The organism is Paenibacillus sanguinis 2301083 = DSM 16941, assembly GCF_000374825.1.
Lineage (GTDB): Bacteria > Bacillota > Bacilli > Paenibacillales > Paenibacillaceae > Fontibacillus > Fontibacillus sanguinis.
In genome coordinates this window covers 312955-333590 of record NZ_KB895380.1, presented here as the reverse complement: position 1 = coordinate 333590, position 20636 = coordinate 312955, and the positions used below count along the sequence as shown (strand labels likewise).

Sequence of the window (20636 nt, the reverse complement as noted above, 5' to 3'; positions counted from 1 at the left end):
GTACGAGAGGACCGGGATGGACGCACCGCTGGTGTACCAGTTGTTCCGCCAGGAGCATAGCTGGGTAGCTAAGTGCGGAAGGGATAAGCGCTGAAAGCATCTAAGCGTGAAGCCCCCCTCAAGATGAGATTTCCCAGTATGTAAGACCCCTTGAAGACGACGAGGTTGATAGGCCTGAGGTGGAAGTACAGCAATGTATGGAGCTGACAGGTACTAATCGGTCGAGGGCTTATCCAAAAATCACTCGGAAGAGTGGCGTCAGGCTGAGCAAGCCGTGAAGAGCACTCCAAGAGAACTAACACGCAAATACGTTTCGTATCCAGTTTTCAAGGATTAATACCTTGAATTTATGGCTTGGAGAGATACCCAAGTGGCTATAAGGGGACCCTCTGCTAAGGGGTTAGACTGCGTAAGCGGTGCGAGGGTTCGAATCCCTCTCTCTCCGCCATTTTTATAAGATTAACTTAATATGGCGGTGTAGCTCAGCTGGCTAGAGCGTACGGTTCATACCCGTGAGGTCGGGGGTTCGATCCCCTCCGCCGCTACCATATTATCTCGGAGGCTTAGCTCAGCTGGGAGAGCATCTGCCTTACAAGCAGAGGGTCGGGGGTTCGAGCCCCTCAGCCTCCACCATCTATACATCTTCTTTTTTATTACACCGTGCCGGTGTAGCTCAACTGGTAGAGCAACTGACTTGTAATCAGTAGGTTGGGGGTTCAAGTCCTCTCGCCGGCACCATTTTTCTTGCGGAGCCGTGGTGTAGAGGCCTAACATGCCTGCCTGTCACGCAGGAGACCGCGGGTTCGAATCCCGTCGGCTCCGCCATTACTTCTTGATTTAAGGATGAGAACCCTAAAAGGGTTCGCCGAAGGATAAGCTTCGTTAGCGAAACACCACAGTCTCGGAGCGAAGCGCAGAGTATCCCATCGGCTCCTCCATTAAGTTTATTTTCACCACAAAGTGGGAAAGTGGACAACTTCACCACTTTATTTTTTTGACCAATTGCATATGGCTCGGTAGCTCAGTCGGTAGAGCAGAGGACTGAAAATCCTCGTGTCGGCGGTTCGATTCCGTCCCGAGCCACTTCTATGTTATATCTGGATCATTTGTGATTCACTCGGGTAACATAGTTATTATGGAGGCTTAGCGAAGTGGCCAAACGCAGCAGACTGTAAATCTGTTCTCTGACGAGTTCGGTGGTTCGAATCCATCAGCCTCCACCAGTTTTTTTATGAGCCATTAGCTCAGTTGGTAGAGCACCTGACTTTTAATCAGGGTGTCGAAGGTTCGAGTCCTTCATGGCTCATCTCTGGAAGTCGTTAACTTTACGGTTAACGGCTTTTTTTGTATTTGGATGGCCCCGGAATAATGGCAAGATTTACGCTTATGGTGAAGTGTATGATAAAATAAAAATATTTAACACTACAAAGGATCGAGGGAAAGTCAGCTCATGGATATCAAATTGCTGAAGCAGCAAGTGGAGAACATCGTGGATACGTCCTTGACGGAATCAAACTGGGAGCTTGAGGCATGGAACGGGCTGATACGGCAATCTGGAGGAAATGAGTTTGGGCCGTTTCGTCAGGGGCAGCGCTGGATTTGGCTATTGAAGTATCAGTCCTCTTCCGTGCTTGCTTTTGAGGCGGAAGCGAAGGCTATCACTGAAGCAGAAGCGAAGCTGATTCAAATGGTCTTGTCCTCCATGCATCCTCCTGTGTCCCCAATTGGCTTAAAGCGCGATGAAGAAGCTCGAAGTCTTCAATTGGGGCAGTGGTTGCAGGAGCGATTGGAGCAGGGAGAATTGGAGCAGTCAATTCCGGACAATATGCCAATCAAGACGAAGCTACGTGGGAGACTTTTACCCTTTTTGCTGAGTTGGGAGCATCAGGGGCAAGCGATTTCGTTTAATCAACTGAACAAGCTGCTTAAGAGCTATTTTGGTGGTGCTATCGTACTTGTTCCCCTTAAAGAGGACTGGTTGATTCTACTCGGAGAGGAGTTGCTCACCAGCCTTAGGGAAGATAGCGAAGAGGTTGCCGAAACGGAAAGAGAGATGTTGAGTGCGCTTTGCGAGGGGTTATATGAGCTGATTACAAATGAATGGGTTGGCGGTCTACACTTGTCCGTGGGCGATACATTGATTGCTGAAGCTGAGTTAACGGCTGCCACCTTGGCATTGCGGCAAACGTTGGCATTGGGCCGAATGTTTAATGTAACTAATCAGATTCATTTGCCTTGGGAGCTGAAGCTGGAACGACTCATTTCAAGCATACCCGAGATCGAGCGGGAGAGGTATATCGCGGAAAGAAGAGATCGCAGCACCCTGCTGCAGGAAGAAGAGACCTTTACTACGCTGGAAACATTCTTTTCACTGGACTGCAATGTAAGCGAAACAGCCAAGCGGCTCTATATTCACCGTAACACTTTGTTATACCGGCTTGATAAGTTCAAGCAGGAGACCGGACTGGATGTTCGAACCTTTGCCGACGCGGTATTGGTCAAGCTTGAGCTCTTATTGTACAAAGTCACGAAAAGGGCGTAAGTTTTTTGTGCAGTTTGTGCATAGATGGGTTTTGCCCTATCGTTTATTATATAACTATAGAATGTATCCGATTTCATAAAACATAAACACAACTAATTTAAATGACTTGGGAGGAATAACAAATGGCAGGCGTACGCTTAGAACACATCTTCAAAACATATCCGGGTGCGGATAAGGCAACTGTAGCTGATATTAACCTCGATATTGCGGACAAAGAGTTTTTGGTACTGGTAGGTCCATCCGGTTGCGGTAAATCGACAACGCTGCGGATGATCGCTGGTCTGGAGGAAATTACAGAAGGTAAATTGTATATTGGCGACCGTGTTGTGAATGACGTAGCTCCGAAAGACCGCGACATCGCGATGGTATTCCAATCCTACGCTTTGTACCCACATATGAATGTGTACCAAAACATGGCGTTTGGTTTGAAACTTCGCAAAGTGAAGAAAGAAGAAATCGACCAACGTGTACGTGAAGCTGCTAAAATTCTCGATATTGAGCATTTGCTGGATCGTAAACCAAAAGCCCTTTCCGGTGGTCAACGTCAACGGGTAGCCTTGGGCCGCGCTATTGTCCGCGATCCTCAAGTCTTCCTGATGGATGAACCGCTTTCCAACTTGGATGCTAAGCTGCGCGGTCAAATGCGTGCGGAAATCACTAAATTGGTAAAACGTCTGGAAACCACTTGTATCTACGTAACACATGACCAAATCGAAGCTATGACAATGGGTGACCGGATCGTGGTTATGCATGATGGTATCATTCAACAAGCAGCTTCTCCGGAAGAGCTGTACAACCAACCAAGCAACATCTTCGTAGCAGGCTTTATCGGTTCCCCTACGATGAACTTTGTACATGGTACTTTGGCAGAAGAAGCAGGCACTGTTCGCCTGAAAGCTGATAATTTGGATGTTGTTGTGCCTCAAGGTAAAGCGGCTGTGCTGAAAGATAAAGGCTACATTGGCAAAGAAGTGATTATGGGTGTTCGTCCTGAGGACATTCATGAAGAGCCTGTATTCCTGGAAGCTTCCCCGCAAACTGCGTTCACAGCTAACGTGTACCTGACGGAAAACCTGGGTCACGAAATGCAATTGTACTTGAACGGTGCAGGCGGCGACGGCTTGATCGCACGCGTAGACGGACGTTCCAATACACGCGAAGGCGACAATGTAAAATTGGCAATCGATATGAACAAGATTCATATCTTCGACAAGGAAACCGAACGCAACGTATTCTACAATTAATTTTTTGATCTTTACGAAAGCCGCCCTTCGGGGCGGCTTTTTTGCGGATAGGCAAACAAAATGTCATCGATATATAGTAGCAAACCGCAGCATTCAGGCGGTGAAGATTGATTTACGGAACATTTTCCATTACGATGAATACATTGAGCAATCCAGAAACAGGATGAATTTATGCCTTATCGCAGCTTATATTTGCAACCGTAGACACAATCGGACATTGTAGGTTCCGGAGTGCCGGTAGGAAGGAAGAACAGATGGCTAAAAAAGTAAAAGTGTCGGAACTGGTCAATCAGTTCGGGCTTGAGGTGATTTCCGGAGAGCAAGGATTGAAACGGACGATTACGGTGGATGATTTATACCGTCCCGGTCTGGAGATGGCGGGTTACTTTGAATATCATCCGCCGGAACGCGTTCAGATCTTGGGCAAAACGGAAATGGCTTTCTTTGAAATGCTGCCGCCTCATGAGCGTAAAGATCGTATGGAACGCTTGTGCAGCAGTGAAGAAACACCATGCATCATTCTGACACGTTCCTGGGAAGTCCCGGATGAGCTGGTAGCTATCAGTGCAGAGAAGCAAATTCCAGTGTTGCGCAGCAGCATGGCGACGACGATCTTATCAAGCCGCATTACTAGCTTCCTGGAACGGAAGCTTGCCCCTACAGCAACAATCCATGGTGTTCTGGTCGACGTATATGGTGTAGGTATGCTAATTACCGGCAGCAGTGGTATTGGGAAAAGTGAAACTGCATTAGAATTGGTCAAACGTGGACACCGTCTTGTTGCAGACGATGCGGTAGAAATTCGACAGACCTCCGATAATCAGCTACATGGTACGGCGCCAGAGCTTATTCGCCATCTGCTGGAGATTCGCGGAGTGGGTATTATCAACGTAATGACCTTATTTGGCGCTGGAGCGATTCGCAACAATAAGCGGATTTCGTTAGTGGTAAGGTTGGAGGCATGGCAGCAAGAGAAGCAATATGACCGGTTAGGGCTGGATGAGGAGACGACGCGGATTATTGATACCGATGTGCCTCTAGCAACTATTCCGGTACGTCCGGGACGAAACTTGGCGGTCATTATTGAGGTGGCGGCCATGAACTTCCGTCTCAAACGCATGGGGTATAATGCGGCTTTGCAATTTACCACCAAGCTGACGGAGACGATCGCAGAAGATATCGACGATTTGGATTAGGAGCGTGAATAATGAGCACCTTGCTATTGGACCCGATTGCCTTTTCTATCGGGAGTATAAACGTGCATTGGTATGGTTTGATTCTGGGAAGTGGCGCTTTATTCGGGCTTCTCCTGGCCATCTGGGAGGGCAAGCGATTCCAGGTTCCACAGGAGCTGTTCATGGACTTGCTGCTGTTTGGTGTACCTTCGGCTATTATTGGCGCGCGTATTTACTACGTGGCTTTTATGTGGGACGAATACAAAAATAATTTCTGGGATATCTTTAAAATTTGGAATGGTGGGATTGCGATTTATGGAGCTCTCATCGGAGCCATTATTTGTGCGGTCATTTTCTTCCGGCGCCGGGGCTATAACTTCTGGCGGATTGCGGATATTTGTGCGCCGTCCCTGATTGCAGGTCAAATGATTGGCCGTTGGGGGAACTTCGTGAATCAGGAAGCGTATGGCGGTCCTGTAACAGAAGCCTTCCTACGGGAGAATCTGCACCTCCCGTCCTTCATTGTTAATCAAATGAATGTGCAAGGGACCTTCCATCATCCTACGTTTTTATACGAGTCACTTTGGAACCTGGCAGGTCTGGTCCTGTTGTGTTTATTGCGTAGACAGAAATTTTTGCGCGCTGGTGAGCTATTTGCTTCTTACTTCATTTGGTATTCTATCGGCAGGTTCTTCATTGAAGCATTGCGGACGGATAGCCTGGCCTTCCAAGGGGCCTCATGGCTGGCGTCCTTCATAAATGGCTTGTGGGCCCCAATGACCTGGCTTGGATTTGAACAAGGTTACTTGGCCCCATCCTACGGTAATGTTCGGATCTCCCAACTGGTAGCCATCGGCCTGATTGTGGCCGCAATTGCGTTTATCATTATCCGCCGCCGCACTGTAGCTGATCTGCCTTATTATAGCGACCCGATTGTATGTACAAAGGCTGCTCCGGCTACGGTTCTGCCAGCTGCTTCAGCGACTGAAGAAGCTGCACAAGTACAAGTGGCTGACGAGCCTGCTGAGATTATAGCAAACCAAGACAATCAGGAAGAGGAAGAGAAGAAGGAGTAAAGACGACATGATCGACACCGTGTTATTTGATTTGGATGGTACTATCATCAATACGAACGAGCTAATTATTACCACATTCATGCATGTCATTGACAAGCATGGCCTCGGGCCGTTCACGCGGGAGCAGATTATTCCGCATATGGGTACCACGCTGGAGCACCAGTTGCGGACCTTCTCCGGACAGGAGAACGTGGATGCATTGGTTGCGGACTACCGAACATATAACCGGAAGCGGCACGATGAACTGATCGCCGAGTTCCCTCATGTGAAGGAAGTATTGGCTGAGCTTCATCAACGTGGTATCACAATGGGAATCGTGACTACGAAGATAAGGGAAACGACTATGCTGGCGCTTGAACGGTTTGGATTTCTTGCTTATATGAAGACCATCGTTACAGTGGACGATGTCAGTCATCCCAAACCGCACCCAGAACCGATTCTGACTGCCTTGAAAGCCTTAAAGGCTGATCCTGCCCGAACATTAATGGTGGGTGATAGTGCGGCAGATCTTCTTAGTGCCAAAGCGGCAGGGGTGCAAGCTGCGGGCGTAGCCTGGTCTCTAAAGGGCGAGATGGAGCTTCGTAAGTACAATCCTGACTACATTATTCAGGATATGACCGACCTGTATGCCATTCTCGAAGGAGAGTCGGTGAAGCCGTGAGGAAGGTAAGGCGCTATCCGGTAGAAGGCCCCAATGCATTATGGCAATTGTACCGGACAGTCAGCCCATGGAAGGGCATCCGCAACTTCATATTCATTCAGATCGCCCGGTATTGTCCTGTATTGTCGGTGAAAAATGCTATTTATCGCCGCATCCTTGGTGTGAAGGTTGGGGATCATACGGCCTTTGGCCTGATGGTGATGCTGGATGTATTTTTTCCCGAGCTGATCACGGTAGGCCGGAATTCAGTAATCGGCTACAATACGACGATTTTGGCCCATGAATATCTGATTAAGGAGTACCGACTAGGTGAAGTGAAGATCGGCGATGAGGTTATGATCGGAGCCAATTGCACCATTTTGCCAGGCGTGACGATTGGGGATCATGCCGTGGTGGCTGCTGGGTCGGTGGTACATAAGGATGTAGAGGCTGGCACCTTTGTCGGAGGCAATCCATTACAACCATTGAAACGCAGGAGTATGGAAAACGCAGAACCTTTGGAACAAGAGGGGCATAGCTACCCGTAGATCCCTCTACACCTTACTGTGATTATCAAAGCCATAAATAAAGCTGCTAACAGCCGATATTTCTCGGGTTGCTGGCAGCTTTATTTTTGCCGGTTCGCTTGAGCTTGGTGATGAGTTTCTGCGGCTTTAATATAATAGACAACCAGGGGGGGATGAATATAATTTAAGGTAGACATCTTATACATAGCTACGGGGTTCTTCTTAAATTAGCTTAGGAGTTGATGACTTGAACAAGATAGTCAAGGAGCGGCTGCCGCAACTGGAGATTTTCCGTGCGTTGGCTATTTTCAGTGTAATTCAGGTTCATGCAGCTTCGTTTGCTGCCGCTGAACAGGCGCTGGAATCGCCTTTTTATTATGTTTATAACTGGATGAACATTTTCTTCAAGATCGGTACTCCGGGCTTTATATTTTTGAGCAGCTTTGTGTTGTTCTACAATTACTATGATCGGCCAATGAGCCGCAAGCTGGTAAGCAATTTCTATAAGAAACGCTTGACGTATATCATTTTGCCTTATGTTTTAGTGTCTAGCTGCTATTTTTTTCTGATTGCCATCCTCTATCGCGGTTTTCTCCAAAACCCTACACTCGCTGATCTCAAATCATTGGGTACCGCCTTACTTACAGGAACAGCTTATACCCACCTATATTTCATCTTTATCAGCATTCAATTTTATGTGCTCCTTCCCTTCCTCTTGTGGTTATTTCAATCCTTCCGTCAAAACAGGCTGCTGTTGAGCTTGATCCTCCCCGTAGGGGTTGCCGTGCAGTGGGGATTCTTCTTCTGGAACCGATACAGTCTGCAACTACCGAATAAGGCGAGCATTGCTTTGACGTACATGGCTTACTACATGCTGGGTGCCGTGATGGCTATTTATTTCCCAACGATCAAGAGCTGGCTTACTGCAAAATGGGGTGAGATGTCGGGACGGCAGCGAGCTGGTTCTGCGGTATTGTGGATGGCTTGGCTGATAGTCGCTTTTGCCCATGTTCATCTCTGGCTAATATACCGGAAGGGAATGGGGGTGCCCGACTCGCTATGGTTTGAATTATTCTGGAATATTCATTGCATGCTGTCAGCACTGGTCCTGCTGCAATTGGCTTTTTATATATATCGAAAAGGTTCGTACACCTTGGTGGCATGGCTTACCCGGCTAGGTGAGTTGTCCTTTGGCATTTACTTATTTCACCCATTCGTGCTGCTGGTCTATCGGTGGTTGTACAACAACAAGCAGGGGCCAGCTAGTGAATCGCTGGGCTATTTACTGTACATTATAGGGGGTTCCTTGCTGTCGCTCTTTGGGTCTTGGATTTTTGTACAGCTCAGCTTCCGTTGGCTGCCCTTTGCTTCCTGGTTCCTGGGAAATACGCCAGCCTCATTGCGGCTAAGAAGCAACGGGGAGCAAGAGGGCTAGTCCATCTCTCCATAATGACTCATTCGCAACAGATGGAACGGTGTTCGGAGGCGTTGACGGTCTGAAAGCAAGTATGATAAGATATGTGATATTCTTTAATTTGGTAGATTGGTAGCACTTTAATGCGATAAATTAATTTTGGAGATATACAAGGGGTGAATTACTTGTCGAAACCAAAAGGATTTGAAAAACCGGCAGGCGTTCGCGACTATTTGCCAATTGCTGTCGATAAGCTGCGTGCGATTGAGCGTCGTGTGCTGGATTGCATGGCTGGCTGGGGTTACCGGCAGATTATGACGCCAACCATGGAGTATTACGATACCGTTGGGGTGGCAAGCTCCACATCGGATCAAAAATTGTTTAAGCTACTGAACAATCGGGGGACGACAATGGTGCTTCGCTCAGACATGACAGCCCCCATTGCCCGGGTGGTTGCCTCTTTACTAAAGGAGGAGCCGCTTCCGTTGCGGTTATCCTATCATGCTAATGTGTTCCGGGCTATTGAGGAGGAAGCGGGCAGAGAGGCGGAATTTTTTCAAACCGGTGTTGAACTGGTTGGAGATGATTCCGCCGATGCGGATGCCGAGGTCATCGCCTTGGCTGTAGCTTCGTTGCAGGCAGCGGGCGTCAAGTCATTTAAAATCGCTGTAGGTCATGTCGGATTTCTTAACGGTTTGCTAGCCGAAGCGGTGCCAGGGCGTGATGATATTCGGGAGGCGCTCAAGGAAGGACTGCTGCATCGTGATTATGTCGGCTATCGGGAGATGCTGGTTGAGTTGTCCTTATCACCACGGCAGCATGAGGAGCTTGAAGGAATTCTTCGGCTGCGTGGAGGCAAGGAAGTGTGTGGTCAAGCGTTGGACCTCAGCGCCGACCCGCTTGCCCAAGCCTCAGTCAAGCATTTGAGTCAGGTGTGGGATGCGCTGGAGGACTTCGGGGTAGCCGAGCATGTGATGATTGATTTAACGATGATTGGCGATTTTTCTTATTATACGGGCATGACCTTTGAGGGGTATGCAGCCGAATTGGGTTTCCCGGTATGCAGCGGCGGGCGGTACGATAACCTGCTGCAGCAGTTTGGAAGACCTGCTCCGGCTACGGGCTTTTCTCTGAAGACGAACCGAATTCTTGACGGTGTTCACGGTCTGGACAGCGAAGCAGAACTACCTGTGGTATTGCAATATGACGGTGCGAATCGAAAACGCGCCTTTACCGAAGCGGAGCGGCTTCGCCGGGAGGGAAAAAGTGTCTTGATGCGACGTGCAGAAAGGCCAGCGGATTTGCTGGTGTCAGGACAAATTGGGGAACGACGGCCGGGACCGTTAGGGCCTTTATATGGAGACATTCTGAACTTTGTGAGCTTCTAAAGAGGTGTAACCAAGTGTCAGTCAAGGATCTAGTCTCCCAGTCAGAAAGGAGGCCATCAATTGGGCCAGATTATAAAAGTAGCCATGCCCAAAGGGCGTATCTATAAGAAAGCATCGGTCTTGTTTCGCGAGGCAGGCATTCTCATTCCAGGGGATGTGGATGATTCGCGCAAGCTGGTTATTCCATTGCCGGAGATCGGCATGGAGTTCATCCTGGCCAAGCCGGTAGACGTACCTACTTATGTTGAATACGGTGTGGCTGATATCGGGATCGTGGGCAAGGATGTATTAATGGAAGAGGAACGGGACGTATACGAACTGCTGGATCTTGGTATTGCCCGTTGCCGTATGTCCGTTATTGCACTGCCGGATTGGAAGCCGGGCATACAGCAGAGAGTAGCGACGAAGTACCCGAATGTGGCCTCAAGATTCTTCCGTGAGCAAGGCCAGCAAGTGGAAGTAATCAAGCTGAACGGTTCAATCGAATTGGCACCGCTGATTGGTCTTGCAGATCGGATTGTTGATATGGTAGAAACCGGACAAACTTTAAAAGAAAACGGACTGGTTGAGCGGGAACAACTCTTTGAAATTACCAGCCGTTTGATCGCCAACAGGGTAAGCTACCGGATGAAGAATGCGGAGATTCAGACGGTTTGCGATGCACTAAGCAGAGTGATTCAGCGGGATCAGGTCAAGCAAGGCTAAGCAAATGGAACGAACAGCGTGGTGAACAAGTTGTTTGTCGAAGAGCGGTATGGAGCGGAAACAGCGAGTGTAAGTCTACACCGGTCGCAGGCTCCCTATGGGTTCACCATACTTTAAATAGAGCAGGGGGATGCGAGATGAAGCTGGTATCGGCAGAGGAATTCGATTTGCGGCGGGACGTGGAATACGGCTCGCCAGAGCAAAATGAGTTGGTAAAAGCCATTGTGAAGGCAGTCAAGCAGGAAGGAGATGCGGCACTGCTTCGTTATACGAAACAATTTGACGGGCTGGCATTGGAGGCCTCGCAGCTACGCGTGATGCCGGAGGAGCTGGAAGCGGCTTATACTAAGGTTGAGCCTTCCTTCGTGGCAGCTATTCGAGCGGCAGCGGAGCATATCCGGCAATTCCATGCCCGGCAGAAGCGCAACTCCTGGATGGACCTGCAAGCCGATGGGAGTCTGCTCGGCCAGATCATTCGGCCGCTAAAGCGGGTCGGAGTCTACGTTCCCGGAGGTAAAGCGGCCTATCCATCCTCCGTCCTGATGAACGTCATTCCGGCTCAGGTGGCGGGCGTGCCGGAGATTGTGATGGTGACGCCGCCTGCGACCGGCGGCAAGGAGGGGATCGACCCGTATATTCTTGTCGCCGCCGCCGAGGCGGGCGTACATGAGATCTACCGGGTCGGCGGGGCGCAAGCGGTGGCTGCACTGGCTTACGGCACCGCTACGATTGCCCCGGTCGATAAAATCTGCGGACCGGGCAACATCTACGTCGCGCTCGCCAAGCGCGAGGTGTATGGGGTCGTCGATATCGACAGTATCGCCGGACCCAGTGAGATCGCCGTCCTGGCCGACGATACAGCAAATCCCGCCTATGTGGCGGCGGACTTGCTGTCGCAGGCGGAGCATGACGAGATGGCTTCGGCGATTCTCGTGACCCCGTCCGAGACGTTCGCCAAGGCTTGTCAGGCCGAGGTGGAGCGCCAGTTGGCCGAGTTGCCGCGCAAGGAGATTGCCGGGGCATCCATCGAGCATTACGGTGCTATCCTGCTGGTCGATTCCATTGAGGCTGGCATTGATGTAATCAATAAGCTGGCGCCGGAGCATTTTGAACTGATCGTAGACAATCCGATGGAGTATCTGGGGCTGGTGGAGAACGCCGGGGCAATCTTCCTTGGTCCCTACAGCTCTGAACCGGTGGGCGACTATTTTGCCGGTCCCAATCACATCATTCCAACCAACGGTACAGCCAGATTTTCATCACCGGTGGATGTGGATGATTTTATCAAAAAGTCCAGTGTTATTTATTATAGTAAGGAAGCGCTGCTGGAGAACGGGGCTACCATCATGGAACTGGCCCGACGGGAAGGACTGGAGGGTCATGCTCGTGCTATTGAAGTTCGGCTGCGTCAAGAAGGAAAGGCAGGGGGATTGCAATGACAACGAATAATGAAAAGGTGCTCGTGCGGGAATCCAGCGTTAGCCGGACTACCCATGAGACGGATATCAAACTTAGCTTTGCTGTGGATGGGACTGGCGAGGCCAAGCTGGAGACGGACGTACCTTTCCTGAATCATATGCTGGATTTGTTCACCAAGCACGGACAATTCAATCTGGCGATGGAAGCCCGGGGAGATATTGAGATCGATGACCATCATACAGTGGAGGATATCGGAATTTGTCTGGGACAGGTGATTCGAGAAGCGTTGGGCGACAAGAAGGGGATCAAGCGGTATGCCAGCGTCTTTATCCCAATGGATGAAGCCTTGGCCCAAGTGGTGATTGATATCAGTAACCGGCCCCACTTTGAATATCGGGCGGAGTATCCGTCGGACCGGGTGGGCAGCTTCGATGTGCAACTGGTGCAGGAGTTCCTCTGGAAGCTGGCGCTGGAAGCGCGGATTACGCTGCATGTGATTGTGCATTACGGACAAAATACGCATCACATGATCGAGGCGGTCTTCAAGGCGCTTGGACGGGCGCTGGATGAAGCGACGAGTATTGATCCGCGCGTCAGCGGGGTGCCGTCGACGAAGGGAGTGCTATAGCCCATGAGAATCGCCATCGTCGATTATGGCATGGGCAACCTGCACAGCGTAGGCAAAGCCGTGGAGCGCCTTGGCTATGAGGGCTTCGTAACGGGAGATGAGGCCCGGATTGTTGCAGCGGACGGCGTGATTCTGCCGGGCGTCGGAGCCTTTGGCGATGCGATGGAGCATCTGCGAGCCACCGGGCTGGACCGCGTGGTGCGGTCGGTAGCCGCCAGCGGCACGCCGCTGCTCGGCATTTGCCTCGGGATGCAACTGCTCTTCGCGGAGAGCGAAGAGTACGGGCGGAACGAGGGGCTGGGCCTGCTGCCGGGCAAGGCAGTCCGGTTTCCCGGCACAGAAGGGTATAAGGTGCCGCATATGGGCTGGAACCGGCTGGAGTTTCGCCAGCCGGAGAGCCCGCTGCTCCAGGGCCTGGAGGAAGGACATGTGTACTTCGTTCACTCCTTCCACGTGCTGCCGGAGCAGGCGGAGGATTTGCTGGCCGTGACAGATTACGGCCAGCCGGTCACGGCGATTGTAGGCCGTGAGAATGTGCTGGGGATGCAGTTCCATCCCGAGAAGAGCGGAGCGCTGGGAATGGCCCTGTTGCGCAACTTCCTGACATTGGTGGAACGTCAAGAGGACGGAGTTTAACGTGCGTTGCGGTACTGCGTAGCAACGTTCATGACAGCTTGGTTGGCAGCAGGCGGGATGTGCTTGTCCAGGGTGAGCCCTGGGCTGCATGCCGCATGCGCGCAAACCAAGCTGTACACGTCTATTATGAGAGCAAAACATACAGGAGGGAATCACGATGTCATCATTTATCATATACCCGGCCATCGACATTCGCGGGGGCCAATGTGTCAGACTGGTTCAGGGCGACTATGACCGTGAGACGGTATATAATGCCGATCCGCTAGAGGTAGCACGTTCCTGGGAGGCCCAAGGCGGTTCGTTTATTCATCTGGTGGACTTGGATGGGGCTAAGGCCGGCCATCCCGTAAATGACGAATTGATCGGGCGCATTGCCAGCCGTGTTCAGGTTCCGGTCCAAGTGGGCGGCGGACTTCGCACGCTGGAGGATGTGCGGCATCTGCTGTCACTCGGCGTTAGCCGGGTGATTATCGGCACGGCAGCCATTGAGGATCGCGCTTTCACCGAAGCCGTGCTGGGTGAATACGGGGACCAGGTAGCTATTGGCATTGATGCAAGAAATGGGCTGGTGGCTACGCGCGGCTGGCTGGAAACCTCCGAGGTACAGGCGGAGGTATTAGCCAAGGAGCTGGCAGCGAAGGGAGCCGAGACTTTTATCTTTACCGATATTTCCCGAGATGGCATGATGCAGGGACCTAATGTCGAAGCGATCCGCTCTCTTGCGATAGCATCGGGTAAGACTGTCATTGCTTCCGGGGGCGTTACGGTTCAGGAGGACTTGCTGCGGCTAGCGAAATATGCCGATCAAGGTATCGGCGGTGCCATTGTGGGCAAGGCGCTGTACACTGGCAATATTCAACTGGCCGAGGCCATCAAGGCCGTTCAGGCCGGGAGCTAAAGTCGCTCTTGAGCAGTTGCGGGTAAAGGTGCAGGAAGGTGGCTTTTGCCAAGTTTTTTTTATAACGGAATAGGTTCTGAACTGATTTGTCTTTAGTTAGTTTACAGTGTGAGTTGCACGACTTATGATCAAAAATGACTTGTTGAACAACCTCTTAGAGAAAGGAAGTTGAACCAGATGCTCGCAAAGCGAATCATTCCCTGTCTGGATGTGAAGGATGGCCGGGTCGTCAAGGGAGTTAACTTCGTCAATCTGCGCGATGCCGGAGATCCGGTGGAGTTAGCGGCCCTGTATGACCGTGAGGGGGCGGACGAGCTTGTATTTCTTGATATTTCTGCCTCGCATGAAGGGCGGGCGACGATGGTGGAAGTGGTCAAGCAAACTGCTGGGGAGATCGCTATTCCCTTTACGGTAGGTGGCGGTATTTCTCAGGTTGAGGATATGAAGCGCCTGCTGCGCGCCGGTGCGGACAAGATTGGGATTAATACCGCGGCGGTGCTAAACCCGGAGCTTATCGCAGACGGTGCGCGCCGGTTCGGCGCCCAGTGTATCGTGGTGGCGGTGGATGCCAAGTATAACGCGGAATGGGGAGAATGGGAAGTGTACACCCACGGCGGACGAAAGGCTACAGGTATCCGTGCGCTGAATTGGGTGCGGGAGGTAGAAAAGCGGGGGGCCGGCGAGATTCTGCTAACCAGTATGGATGCGGATGGCACCAAGGATGGCTTTGATCTGCCACTCACAAGCGCTGTCAGCCAGGCCGTGGGTATTCCGGTGATCGCTTCGGGCGGGGCCGGGAACATGGAGGATTTTTACGATGTATTTACGGAAGGCCGGGCTGATGCGGCACTCGCGGCAACGATTTTTCATTATAAGGAGATAGCGATACCGGATTTGAAAAAAGACTTGAAGGTCAAAGGGGTGGAGATACGATGAGCGTAGCGGATGAACAACCATTGCAGTTACTGGTGTCGTTGGAGGAATTGAACAGGGCGATCAGGTGGGATGCGGACGGACTGGTCCCGACTGTGGTACAAGAGGCAGGCAGCAAGGAAGTGTTGATGATGGCCTACATGAACCAGGAATCGCTGCGCAAATCCGTGGAGACGGGGTTCACCTGGTTCTGGAGCCGCTCACGCAGCGAGCTTTGGAACAAAGGAGCAACTTCGGGCAATACTCAGCGAATTACGGCGTTGCACTATGATTGCGATGGGGATACTCTCCTGGTAGAGGCCCAGTCGGCGGGTCCCGCCTGTCACACCGGAGAGCGGACGTGCTTCTACCGTACGGCGGCCGTTGCCGACGATACTGCATTGCAAGCCGCTGAAGGAAGCCCTATGGCGCGGTTCAAGGTGCTGGCCGAGTTGGAGCAATTAATCGCCGAACGTGATGCTGAGCGCCCGGAAGGAGCGTATACGACGTATTTGTTCGAGAAGGGCATTGACAAGATTCTCAAGAAGGTAGGCGAGGAGACGGCTGAATCCATTATTGCTGCCAAAAATGAAGATAATGATGAGCTTCGTTACGAGGTTAGCGATCTGATCTATCATCTGCTGGTGCTGCTGCGCGAACGCAAGCTGCCGCTAGATGAGGTCATGCAAGAGCTGGAGCGGCGTCACGAACGGCCGCGCCGGGATTAAGGGGGCATTAGTCTCATGCTGATCGATTATCATACGCATCATGAACGGTGCGGACACGCTGTCGGTAAGCTGGAGGAATATATTCAGCAAGGCATAGCCAGGGGCCTGGATCACATCGGCTTATCCGATCATATGCCGCTCTTGCATGTAGACCCGGCCACCTACTATCCGGAGATGGCAATGCCGCTGGCAGAATTGCCACGTTACGTGGAGGAAGCCTTCGCATTAAAGGAGAAATATCGGGGACAGATTGAAGTTAGAGTTGGTCTGGAAGGCGATTATGTGGAGGGCTGGGAGGAAGCAATTAGCAAGCTGATCGAAATGTATCCCTGGGATTATGTGATCGGTTCGGTTCATTTTCTCGGAGAATGGGACGTTACGGATTATCGGCAGGTGCGCCATTGGGAGGGCCAGGATGCGTTGGCCATCTATCAGCGCTACTATGAAGCAGTAACCAAGGCTGCGGCTACGGGCTTCTACGATATCATGGGACATCTGGATGTGATAAAAAGATTTGGGTATAAGCCCGGAGCGGGGTCAGAGCAAGCTGTGCTGGAATTGGAGCGTACGGCGTTGAATGCGGTGGCTCAAGCAGGCGTTGCTATGGAATTAAATGCCTCCGGATTATCCAAGCCTTGCACGGAGATGTTCCCTAGCGAACGGATTTTGCAGAGGGCGATCGAGTTGGGCATTCCTCTGACGTTAGGCTCGGACGCTCACGATCCTCAGAAGCTGGGAGAACATCTGGATACAGCCAGGGCGCTATTGTACCGATTAGGCGTACGAGAGGTTGCCACATTTGAGGGAAGACGAAGAACGATGGTTGCCCTGGAATGTGACTGAGGACGGAGGAAATCAGGGCTTGCTGTGCTGGACGCTGCTTGGAAATGGATGTACGATAAAGACGAGAATGTGTGGTCAGAGATTGAACTCGCACTATAATTCGATTTATTCGAGGAGTGAAGCAGGTGGGTTCCAAGATGCGTATTTTTTCCGGTTCGTCCAACCCAAGGCTGGTATCTGACATTTGTGAACGCCTGGGTGTGGAGCCCGGAAAGGTCAAGCTATCGCGCTTCAAAAGCGGCGAGATTTATGTCCACTATGAGGAGAGCATCCGTAATTCCGATGTATTCCTGGTGCAGTCGCTATCACATCCGATTAATGAGCTGTTTGTGGAGCTGTTGGTGATGATTGATGCGGCGAAGCGGGCTTCTGCTCGTACGGTGAACATCATTATGCCGTATTACGGTTATGCCCGGCAGGAGCGCAAGTCGGCACCGCGGGAGCCGATCTCGGCGAAGATGTTGGCTGATGTGCTGACTACGGCAGGGGCCAGCCGAGTGGTGACTATGGATTTACATGCTCCGGCGATTCAAGGCTTCTTCAATATTCCGGTGGATCATTTAACGGCCCTGGATTTGATGACCGATTATCTGAAGGCGCAAAATATTCCTAACCCTGTCATCGTTTCACCTGATGCCGGACGAGCCTCCATGGCGGAGAAGCTGGCCAATGGGCTGGATTCGCCGTTTGCGATCATGATCAAGAAGCGCCCCTCGCATAATGAATCAGTGATCACACATGTTATTGGAGATGTGGCCGGTCACACCCCAATCATCATTGAAGATTTGATCGATACAGGCACGACCATCGTGAATGTGGTAGAAGGCTTAAAGGAGCGCGGGGCTGCCGATGCTTATGTGTGCGCTACTCACGGGCTGTTCTCCGGGGAAGCACTGGAGAAGCTGCAGCACCCCAACATCCGCCAAGTCGTGGTCACAGACTCCATTGCCCAGCCCGAACTGCATTCTGCTCATATCCAGGTACTATCGGTTGCGCCGATGCTGGCCCGAGCAACGCAGTTCATCATGGAGGGCGGGTCGATCGCAGCTTTATTTAAGGATCGGGGGATTTAGTTTTTAGCTTGCGTATATTTCATTTTTTGGAATAATCAAAAAAATTAAAATAAGACATCTGTCTCCTTAACAAGTAGGTGGATGTCTTTTTTGTGAGGTGGATGTCTTTTTTGTATTTAAAATAGGATTTGAATTGCATTCAGGTCATAATCTCCAACAATCTGATAAGAGCGTAACGTCTTTTCTTTGGTATTATATATGTCAATATAATTTTCCTCATAAATATTAATTTTAACATTATCACCACGAGCTAAATTTATGGAAATTTGATACACTCTATAAGGGTTTAGATTGGAAAAATTTACTTTTTTTTAATTCAATACTTGATAAGCTATGCATCAGTTTTTCGCTGTTACTCACGGTTAGTACAGCTTCCTTTTCTACTTCTGACGATTTGTCATGAAATTTTGTAATATTTATAGATGATACCTCAGAAGAACTAAACGTGTTTGTTACAAGATTATCAAAAGTAGTGGTTGGTGTAGTATCAGGCCAAAATTGAATTATAGCTATCACTAATAGGGCGAAAATAAGAAAAAGGGTATGTTTAGTAAATCTACTTTTGAACATAAATTTAGCGCCCCCTTTTGTATTCTTCGATTAAATCCAGAGGGAGCGACTCGCTCAGCGGAAGCTGTGCCCATCCCTGGGCGTATCTCGTTTGCCTTATTTCCCCCTCTTTTTATAACTAAACAAAAACCAGACCAGAGCGATAAACAATCCGAGAAAGATGCCGGTAATCACAATATTTTCCCATAAAATAGTCATAAAGGATATAGGTTCCTCCCCTCGTATAAGCTCTACAATCCCGCATATAGTCCTCTGTATATTCGTCCCGGCTGATTTATTTTCCTTCCTCTTCCGTTAAGTCCGCTATTTTCCGACAGGATTCCTCGTGGGAGGACAGCTTATACTATGGTATACTTTGGGGTGATGGAAGATTAAGTACGCTATAAAGGGGAGGTGCCTTGCTTGAAGGGAAACAAGCGACCGGCCGGAAATAAACGGGGGAAAGTGCTGCCGATCTCGATGGATGCGGGATTTTTCTTCGAGAGAGCCGTTTTCTCATTGGATCGCTATCGCTATGACAAGGCATTGAAGTATTTTCGTAAAGCTGTAGAATATGAGCCGGGCAATCCGGTGAACCACTGCAATATGGCAGGGATATTGTCCGAAATGGGAGATTACGAAGGCTCCAATGCTGTGCTGAAGACGGTACTGGAAGAGATAGACCCCGGCATGACGGAGTGCTATTTCTACATGGCCAATAACTATGCCAATCTGGATTTGTTTGAAGCCGCAGAGGAAGCGCTAGTTACCTACCTGGAGCAGGATGAGAGCGGTCAGTTCCTGGATGAAGCAGAAGAGATGATTGATCTGCTGCAAGTTGAATTGGATCGGCCGGCTAGACTGCGCGGGATTAAGTCCCGGCAGGGGGTATACGAGCATGACCAAGCTCGTTCTTTACTGGAGGATGGCAAGTTCACGCAAGCGGTGAAACTGCTAGAGCAGTTGGTACAGCAACGCCCGGATTTCTTGGCGGCGCGTAACAATCTGGCGTTGGGCTACTATTATCTTGGCCTGTTCCGTAAGGCACTGGATACGGTGGAGGAGGTCCTGACTCAGGACGGCGGCAATCTGCATGGCTTGTGCAATCTGGCTATATTTTATCAGCATGCCGGAGAGACCGAAGCCTTGGAAGAGCTTGCAAATCAGCTAGCTAGTATCGTTCCATTCCACCAGGAGCATGTGTTCAAGCTGGCAACAACCATGGGAATTCTGGGCCGTCATGAGGAAGCCTTTCACCACTTCGACCGTTTATTGAAGAGCCGGGATATTCCCAAGGATGCTTGCCTTTTTCATTATGCAGCGGTTGCTGCTTATCATACAGGCCGCTTCTGGCAGGCGCGCAAGCTCTGGAGTAAGGCCAAGGGGCACGACCCGCAGGCAGGGGTGGCCGATTTCTACTTGAACCGCCTTGCTGCTGAACAAGAAGGGGAAGCCGTGGATTCCTTGCCGGTCAATTACCAGTATCTGTTGCCTTTTGAGGAGCAGTTCAAGCGCTGGGAATCGGAAGAAGAAGGGCTGCCTTCTGAGGTAAAGGATAATCCGTTGATTCGCTCCTCCTTCTTCTGGGCATTGCGTCACGGCGACGCTCGCACCAAGCTGCAGGTCATTCAGGCGCTGGGCTTGATTGCTGATCAAGAGGTTGAGGAAGCGCTGCAAGCCTTCTTGCTGGAGCCTGACGAAGATGCCTATTTGAAGGAGATGGCTTTATTTGTCCTCCGCTGCCTCGGCGTGAGCAAGCCGTTGCCTGTTCGCTCGGGAAGTACGACTCGCATGGTAGACCCTAGCCGGGTTTCTACAGAGCTGCCGGTATGGCGCAGCGAGTGGCAAGCTGTGGTGGATTTGGCCATAGAACATATGAAGCGAAGCTTTGATCTCCAGCAACAGCATGATATGGAGACGTTGTGGGTGGACTTCATTACTAGGCTTTATCCCGAGGCGCCTGCTATCACTCATTTGGAGGGTTGGGCGGCAGCGCTGGAATACTTGACGGCCAAGATGCACAGGCGTTCTGTCACCTATGAGCAGGTGGCTAAGCGGTACAATATATCTGCCTCCACAGCCAGCCGTTATGTGCGGCGGGTGGATGAAGTATGCGGTGTGAGGGAGAAGATAGAGGCTATTTTCCCGTCTGTTCAGTAGATGAATGTGGGTAAAGCTGTTCCAACTTGGGGAAAACTTGATAGGTAGTATCTATGCAGGATACAAATTTAGCTGTTTT

The 20636-nt window shown here is 50.7% G+C and carries 19 protein-coding genes, 8 tRNA genes and 1 rRNA gene; 27 read left to right on the top strand and 1 reads right to left on the bottom strand.

The genetic code is table 11. From position 1 onward, the window contains the following. From C557_RS0110855 to C557_RS0110730, 26 genes are all read left to right on the top strand, one after another. Positions 1-237, top strand: a 23S ribosomal RNA gene (locus tag C557_RS0110855); the annotation flags it as partial. A 119-nt stretch (positions 238-356) separates the two neighbouring features. Then, positions 357-448: transfer RNA gene (locus C557_RS0110850), tRNA-Ser, on the top strand. Positions 449-471: 23 nt separating this feature from the next. Next, a tRNA-Met gene (locus C557_RS0110845) sits at positions 472-548 on the top strand. Positions 549-557: 9 nt separating this feature from the next. After that, positions 558-633 (top strand) — tRNA-Val (locus C557_RS0110840). A 29-nt stretch (positions 634-662) separates the two neighbouring features. Further along, positions 663-738: transfer RNA gene (locus C557_RS0110835), tRNA-Thr, on the top strand. 10 nt (positions 739-748) lie between these two features. Next, positions 749-825 (top strand) — tRNA-Asp (locus tag C557_RS0110830). 185 nt (positions 826-1010) lie between these two features. After that, positions 1011-1083: transfer RNA gene (locus C557_RS0110825), tRNA-Phe, on the top strand. A gap of 54 nt (positions 1084-1137) precedes the next feature. Further along, positions 1138-1223: transfer RNA gene (locus C557_RS0110820), tRNA-Tyr, on the top strand. 10 nt (positions 1224-1233) lie between these two features. Further along, a tRNA-Lys gene (locus C557_RS0110815) sits at positions 1234-1306 on the top strand. Positions 1307-1450: 144 nt separating this feature from the next. Then, positions 1451-2542: a PucR family transcriptional regulator gene (locus tag C557_RS0110810; RefSeq protein ID WP_018751887.1), complete on the top strand. Its 1092-nt coding sequence runs from the start codon at positions 1451-1453 to the stop codon at positions 2540-2542. Positions 2543-2664: 122 nt separating this feature from the next. Continuing rightward, a complete protein-coding gene (locus tag C557_RS0110805; protein ID WP_018751886.1) occupies positions 2665-3786 on the top strand; it encodes an ABC transporter ATP-binding protein in 1122 nt (373 codons plus the stop codon). Between the two features lie 254 nt (positions 3787-4040). Further along, complete coding sequence (hprK, locus tag C557_RS0110800) at positions 4041-4982, top strand: HPr(Ser) kinase/phosphatase (RefSeq protein WP_018751885.1); 942 nt, start codon at positions 4041-4043, stop codon at positions 4980-4982. A gap of 11 nt (positions 4983-4993) precedes the next feature. After that, the gene (lgt, locus tag C557_RS0110795; protein WP_018751884.1) at positions 4994-6037 is read left to right on the top strand and encodes a prolipoprotein diacylglyceryl transferase; all 1044 of its coding nucleotides are present in this window, start codon (positions 4994-4996) and stop codon (positions 6035-6037) included. 7 nt (positions 6038-6044) lie between these two features. Further along, a complete protein-coding gene (gene ppaX, locus C557_RS0110790; RefSeq protein WP_018751883.1) occupies positions 6045-6698 on the top strand; it encodes a pyrophosphatase PpaX in 654 nt (217 codons plus the stop codon). Further along, complete coding sequence (locus C557_RS0110785) at positions 6695-7225, top strand: acyltransferase (protein ID WP_018751882.1); 531 nt, start codon at positions 6695-6697, stop codon at positions 7223-7225. Before ppaX ends, C557_RS0110785 begins: the two co-directional genes overlap by 4 nt. A 226-nt stretch (positions 7226-7451) precedes the next feature. After that, complete coding sequence (locus tag C557_RS0110780; RefSeq protein ID WP_018751881.1) at positions 7452-8639, top strand: acyltransferase; 1188 nt, start codon at positions 7452-7454, stop codon at positions 8637-8639. 164 nt (positions 8640-8803) lie between these two features. Next, positions 8804-10006, top strand: a complete 1203-nt coding sequence (locus tag C557_RS0110775) for an ATP phosphoribosyltransferase regulatory subunit (protein ID WP_040676784.1) — start codon at positions 8804-8806, stop codon at positions 10004-10006. A 60-nt stretch (positions 10007-10066) separates the two neighbouring features. Next, entirely contained in the window at positions 10067-10711 is a 645-nt protein-coding gene (hisG, locus tag C557_RS0110770) for an ATP phosphoribosyltransferase (protein ID WP_018751879.1), read from the top strand. Positions 10712-10848: 137 nt separating this feature from the next. Continuing rightward, the gene (gene hisD / locus C557_RS0110765) at positions 10849-12150 is read left to right on the top strand and encodes a histidinol dehydrogenase (protein WP_018751878.1); all 1302 of its coding nucleotides are present in this window, start codon (positions 10849-10851) and stop codon (positions 12148-12150) included. Next, positions 12147-12758 carry an imidazoleglycerol-phosphate dehydratase HisB gene (hisB, locus tag C557_RS0110760; protein WP_018751877.1) on the top strand — a complete coding sequence of 204 codons (612 nt, stop codon included), beginning with the start codon at positions 12147-12149 and terminating at the stop codon, positions 12756-12758. Before hisD ends, hisB begins: the two co-directional genes overlap by 4 nt. 3 nt (positions 12759-12761) lie before the next feature. Next, positions 12762-13394: an imidazole glycerol phosphate synthase subunit HisH gene (gene hisH, locus C557_RS0110755; protein WP_018751876.1), complete on the top strand. Its 633-nt coding sequence runs from the start codon at positions 12762-12764 to the stop codon at positions 13392-13394. A gap of 157 nt (positions 13395-13551) precedes the next feature. After that, the gene (gene hisA / locus C557_RS0110750) at positions 13552-14292 is read left to right on the top strand and encodes a 1-(5-phosphoribosyl)-5-[(5-phosphoribosylamino)methylideneamino]imidazole-4-carboxamide isomerase (RefSeq protein ID WP_018751875.1); all 741 of its coding nucleotides are present in this window, start codon (positions 13552-13554) and stop codon (positions 14290-14292) included. A 177-nt stretch (positions 14293-14469) separates the two neighbouring features. Then, positions 14470-15228, top strand: a complete 759-nt coding sequence (hisF, locus tag C557_RS0110745) for an imidazole glycerol phosphate synthase subunit HisF (protein ID WP_018751874.1) — start codon at positions 14470-14472, stop codon at positions 15226-15228. Continuing rightward, positions 15225-15932 carry a bifunctional phosphoribosyl-AMP cyclohydrolase/phosphoribosyl-ATP diphosphatase HisIE gene (hisIE, locus tag C557_RS0110740; RefSeq protein WP_018751873.1) on the top strand — a complete coding sequence of 236 codons (708 nt, stop codon included), beginning with the start codon at positions 15225-15227 and terminating at the stop codon, positions 15930-15932. Before hisF ends, hisIE begins: the two co-directional genes overlap by 4 nt. 15 nt (positions 15933-15947) lie before the next feature. Then, positions 15948-16775, top strand: coding sequence for a histidinol-phosphatase HisJ (gene hisJ, locus C557_RS0110735; protein WP_018751872.1), 828 nt, complete (start codon positions 15948-15950; stop codon positions 16773-16775). Positions 16776-16912: 137 nt separating this feature from the next. Continuing rightward, positions 16913-17848: a ribose-phosphate diphosphokinase gene (locus C557_RS0110730; protein ID WP_018751871.1), complete on the top strand. Its 936-nt coding sequence runs from the start codon at positions 16913-16915 to the stop codon at positions 17846-17848. Positions 17849-18124: 276 nt separating this feature from the next. Here C557_RS0110730 and C557_RS0110725 read toward each other — a convergent pair whose 3' ends face one another. Next, positions 18125-18418, bottom strand: a complete 294-nt coding sequence (locus tag C557_RS0110725) for a hypothetical protein (RefSeq protein ID WP_018751870.1) — start codon at positions 18416-18418, stop codon at positions 18125-18127. 402 nt (positions 18419-18820) lie between these two features. Here C557_RS0110725 and C557_RS0110715 point away from each other — a divergent pair, with 402 nt between their 5' ends. Further along, the gene (locus C557_RS0110715; RefSeq protein WP_018751868.1) at positions 18821-20557 is read left to right on the top strand and encodes a tetratricopeptide repeat protein; all 1737 of its coding nucleotides are present in this window, start codon (positions 18821-18823) and stop codon (positions 20555-20557) included. Positions 20558-20636: the final 79 nt, after the last annotated feature.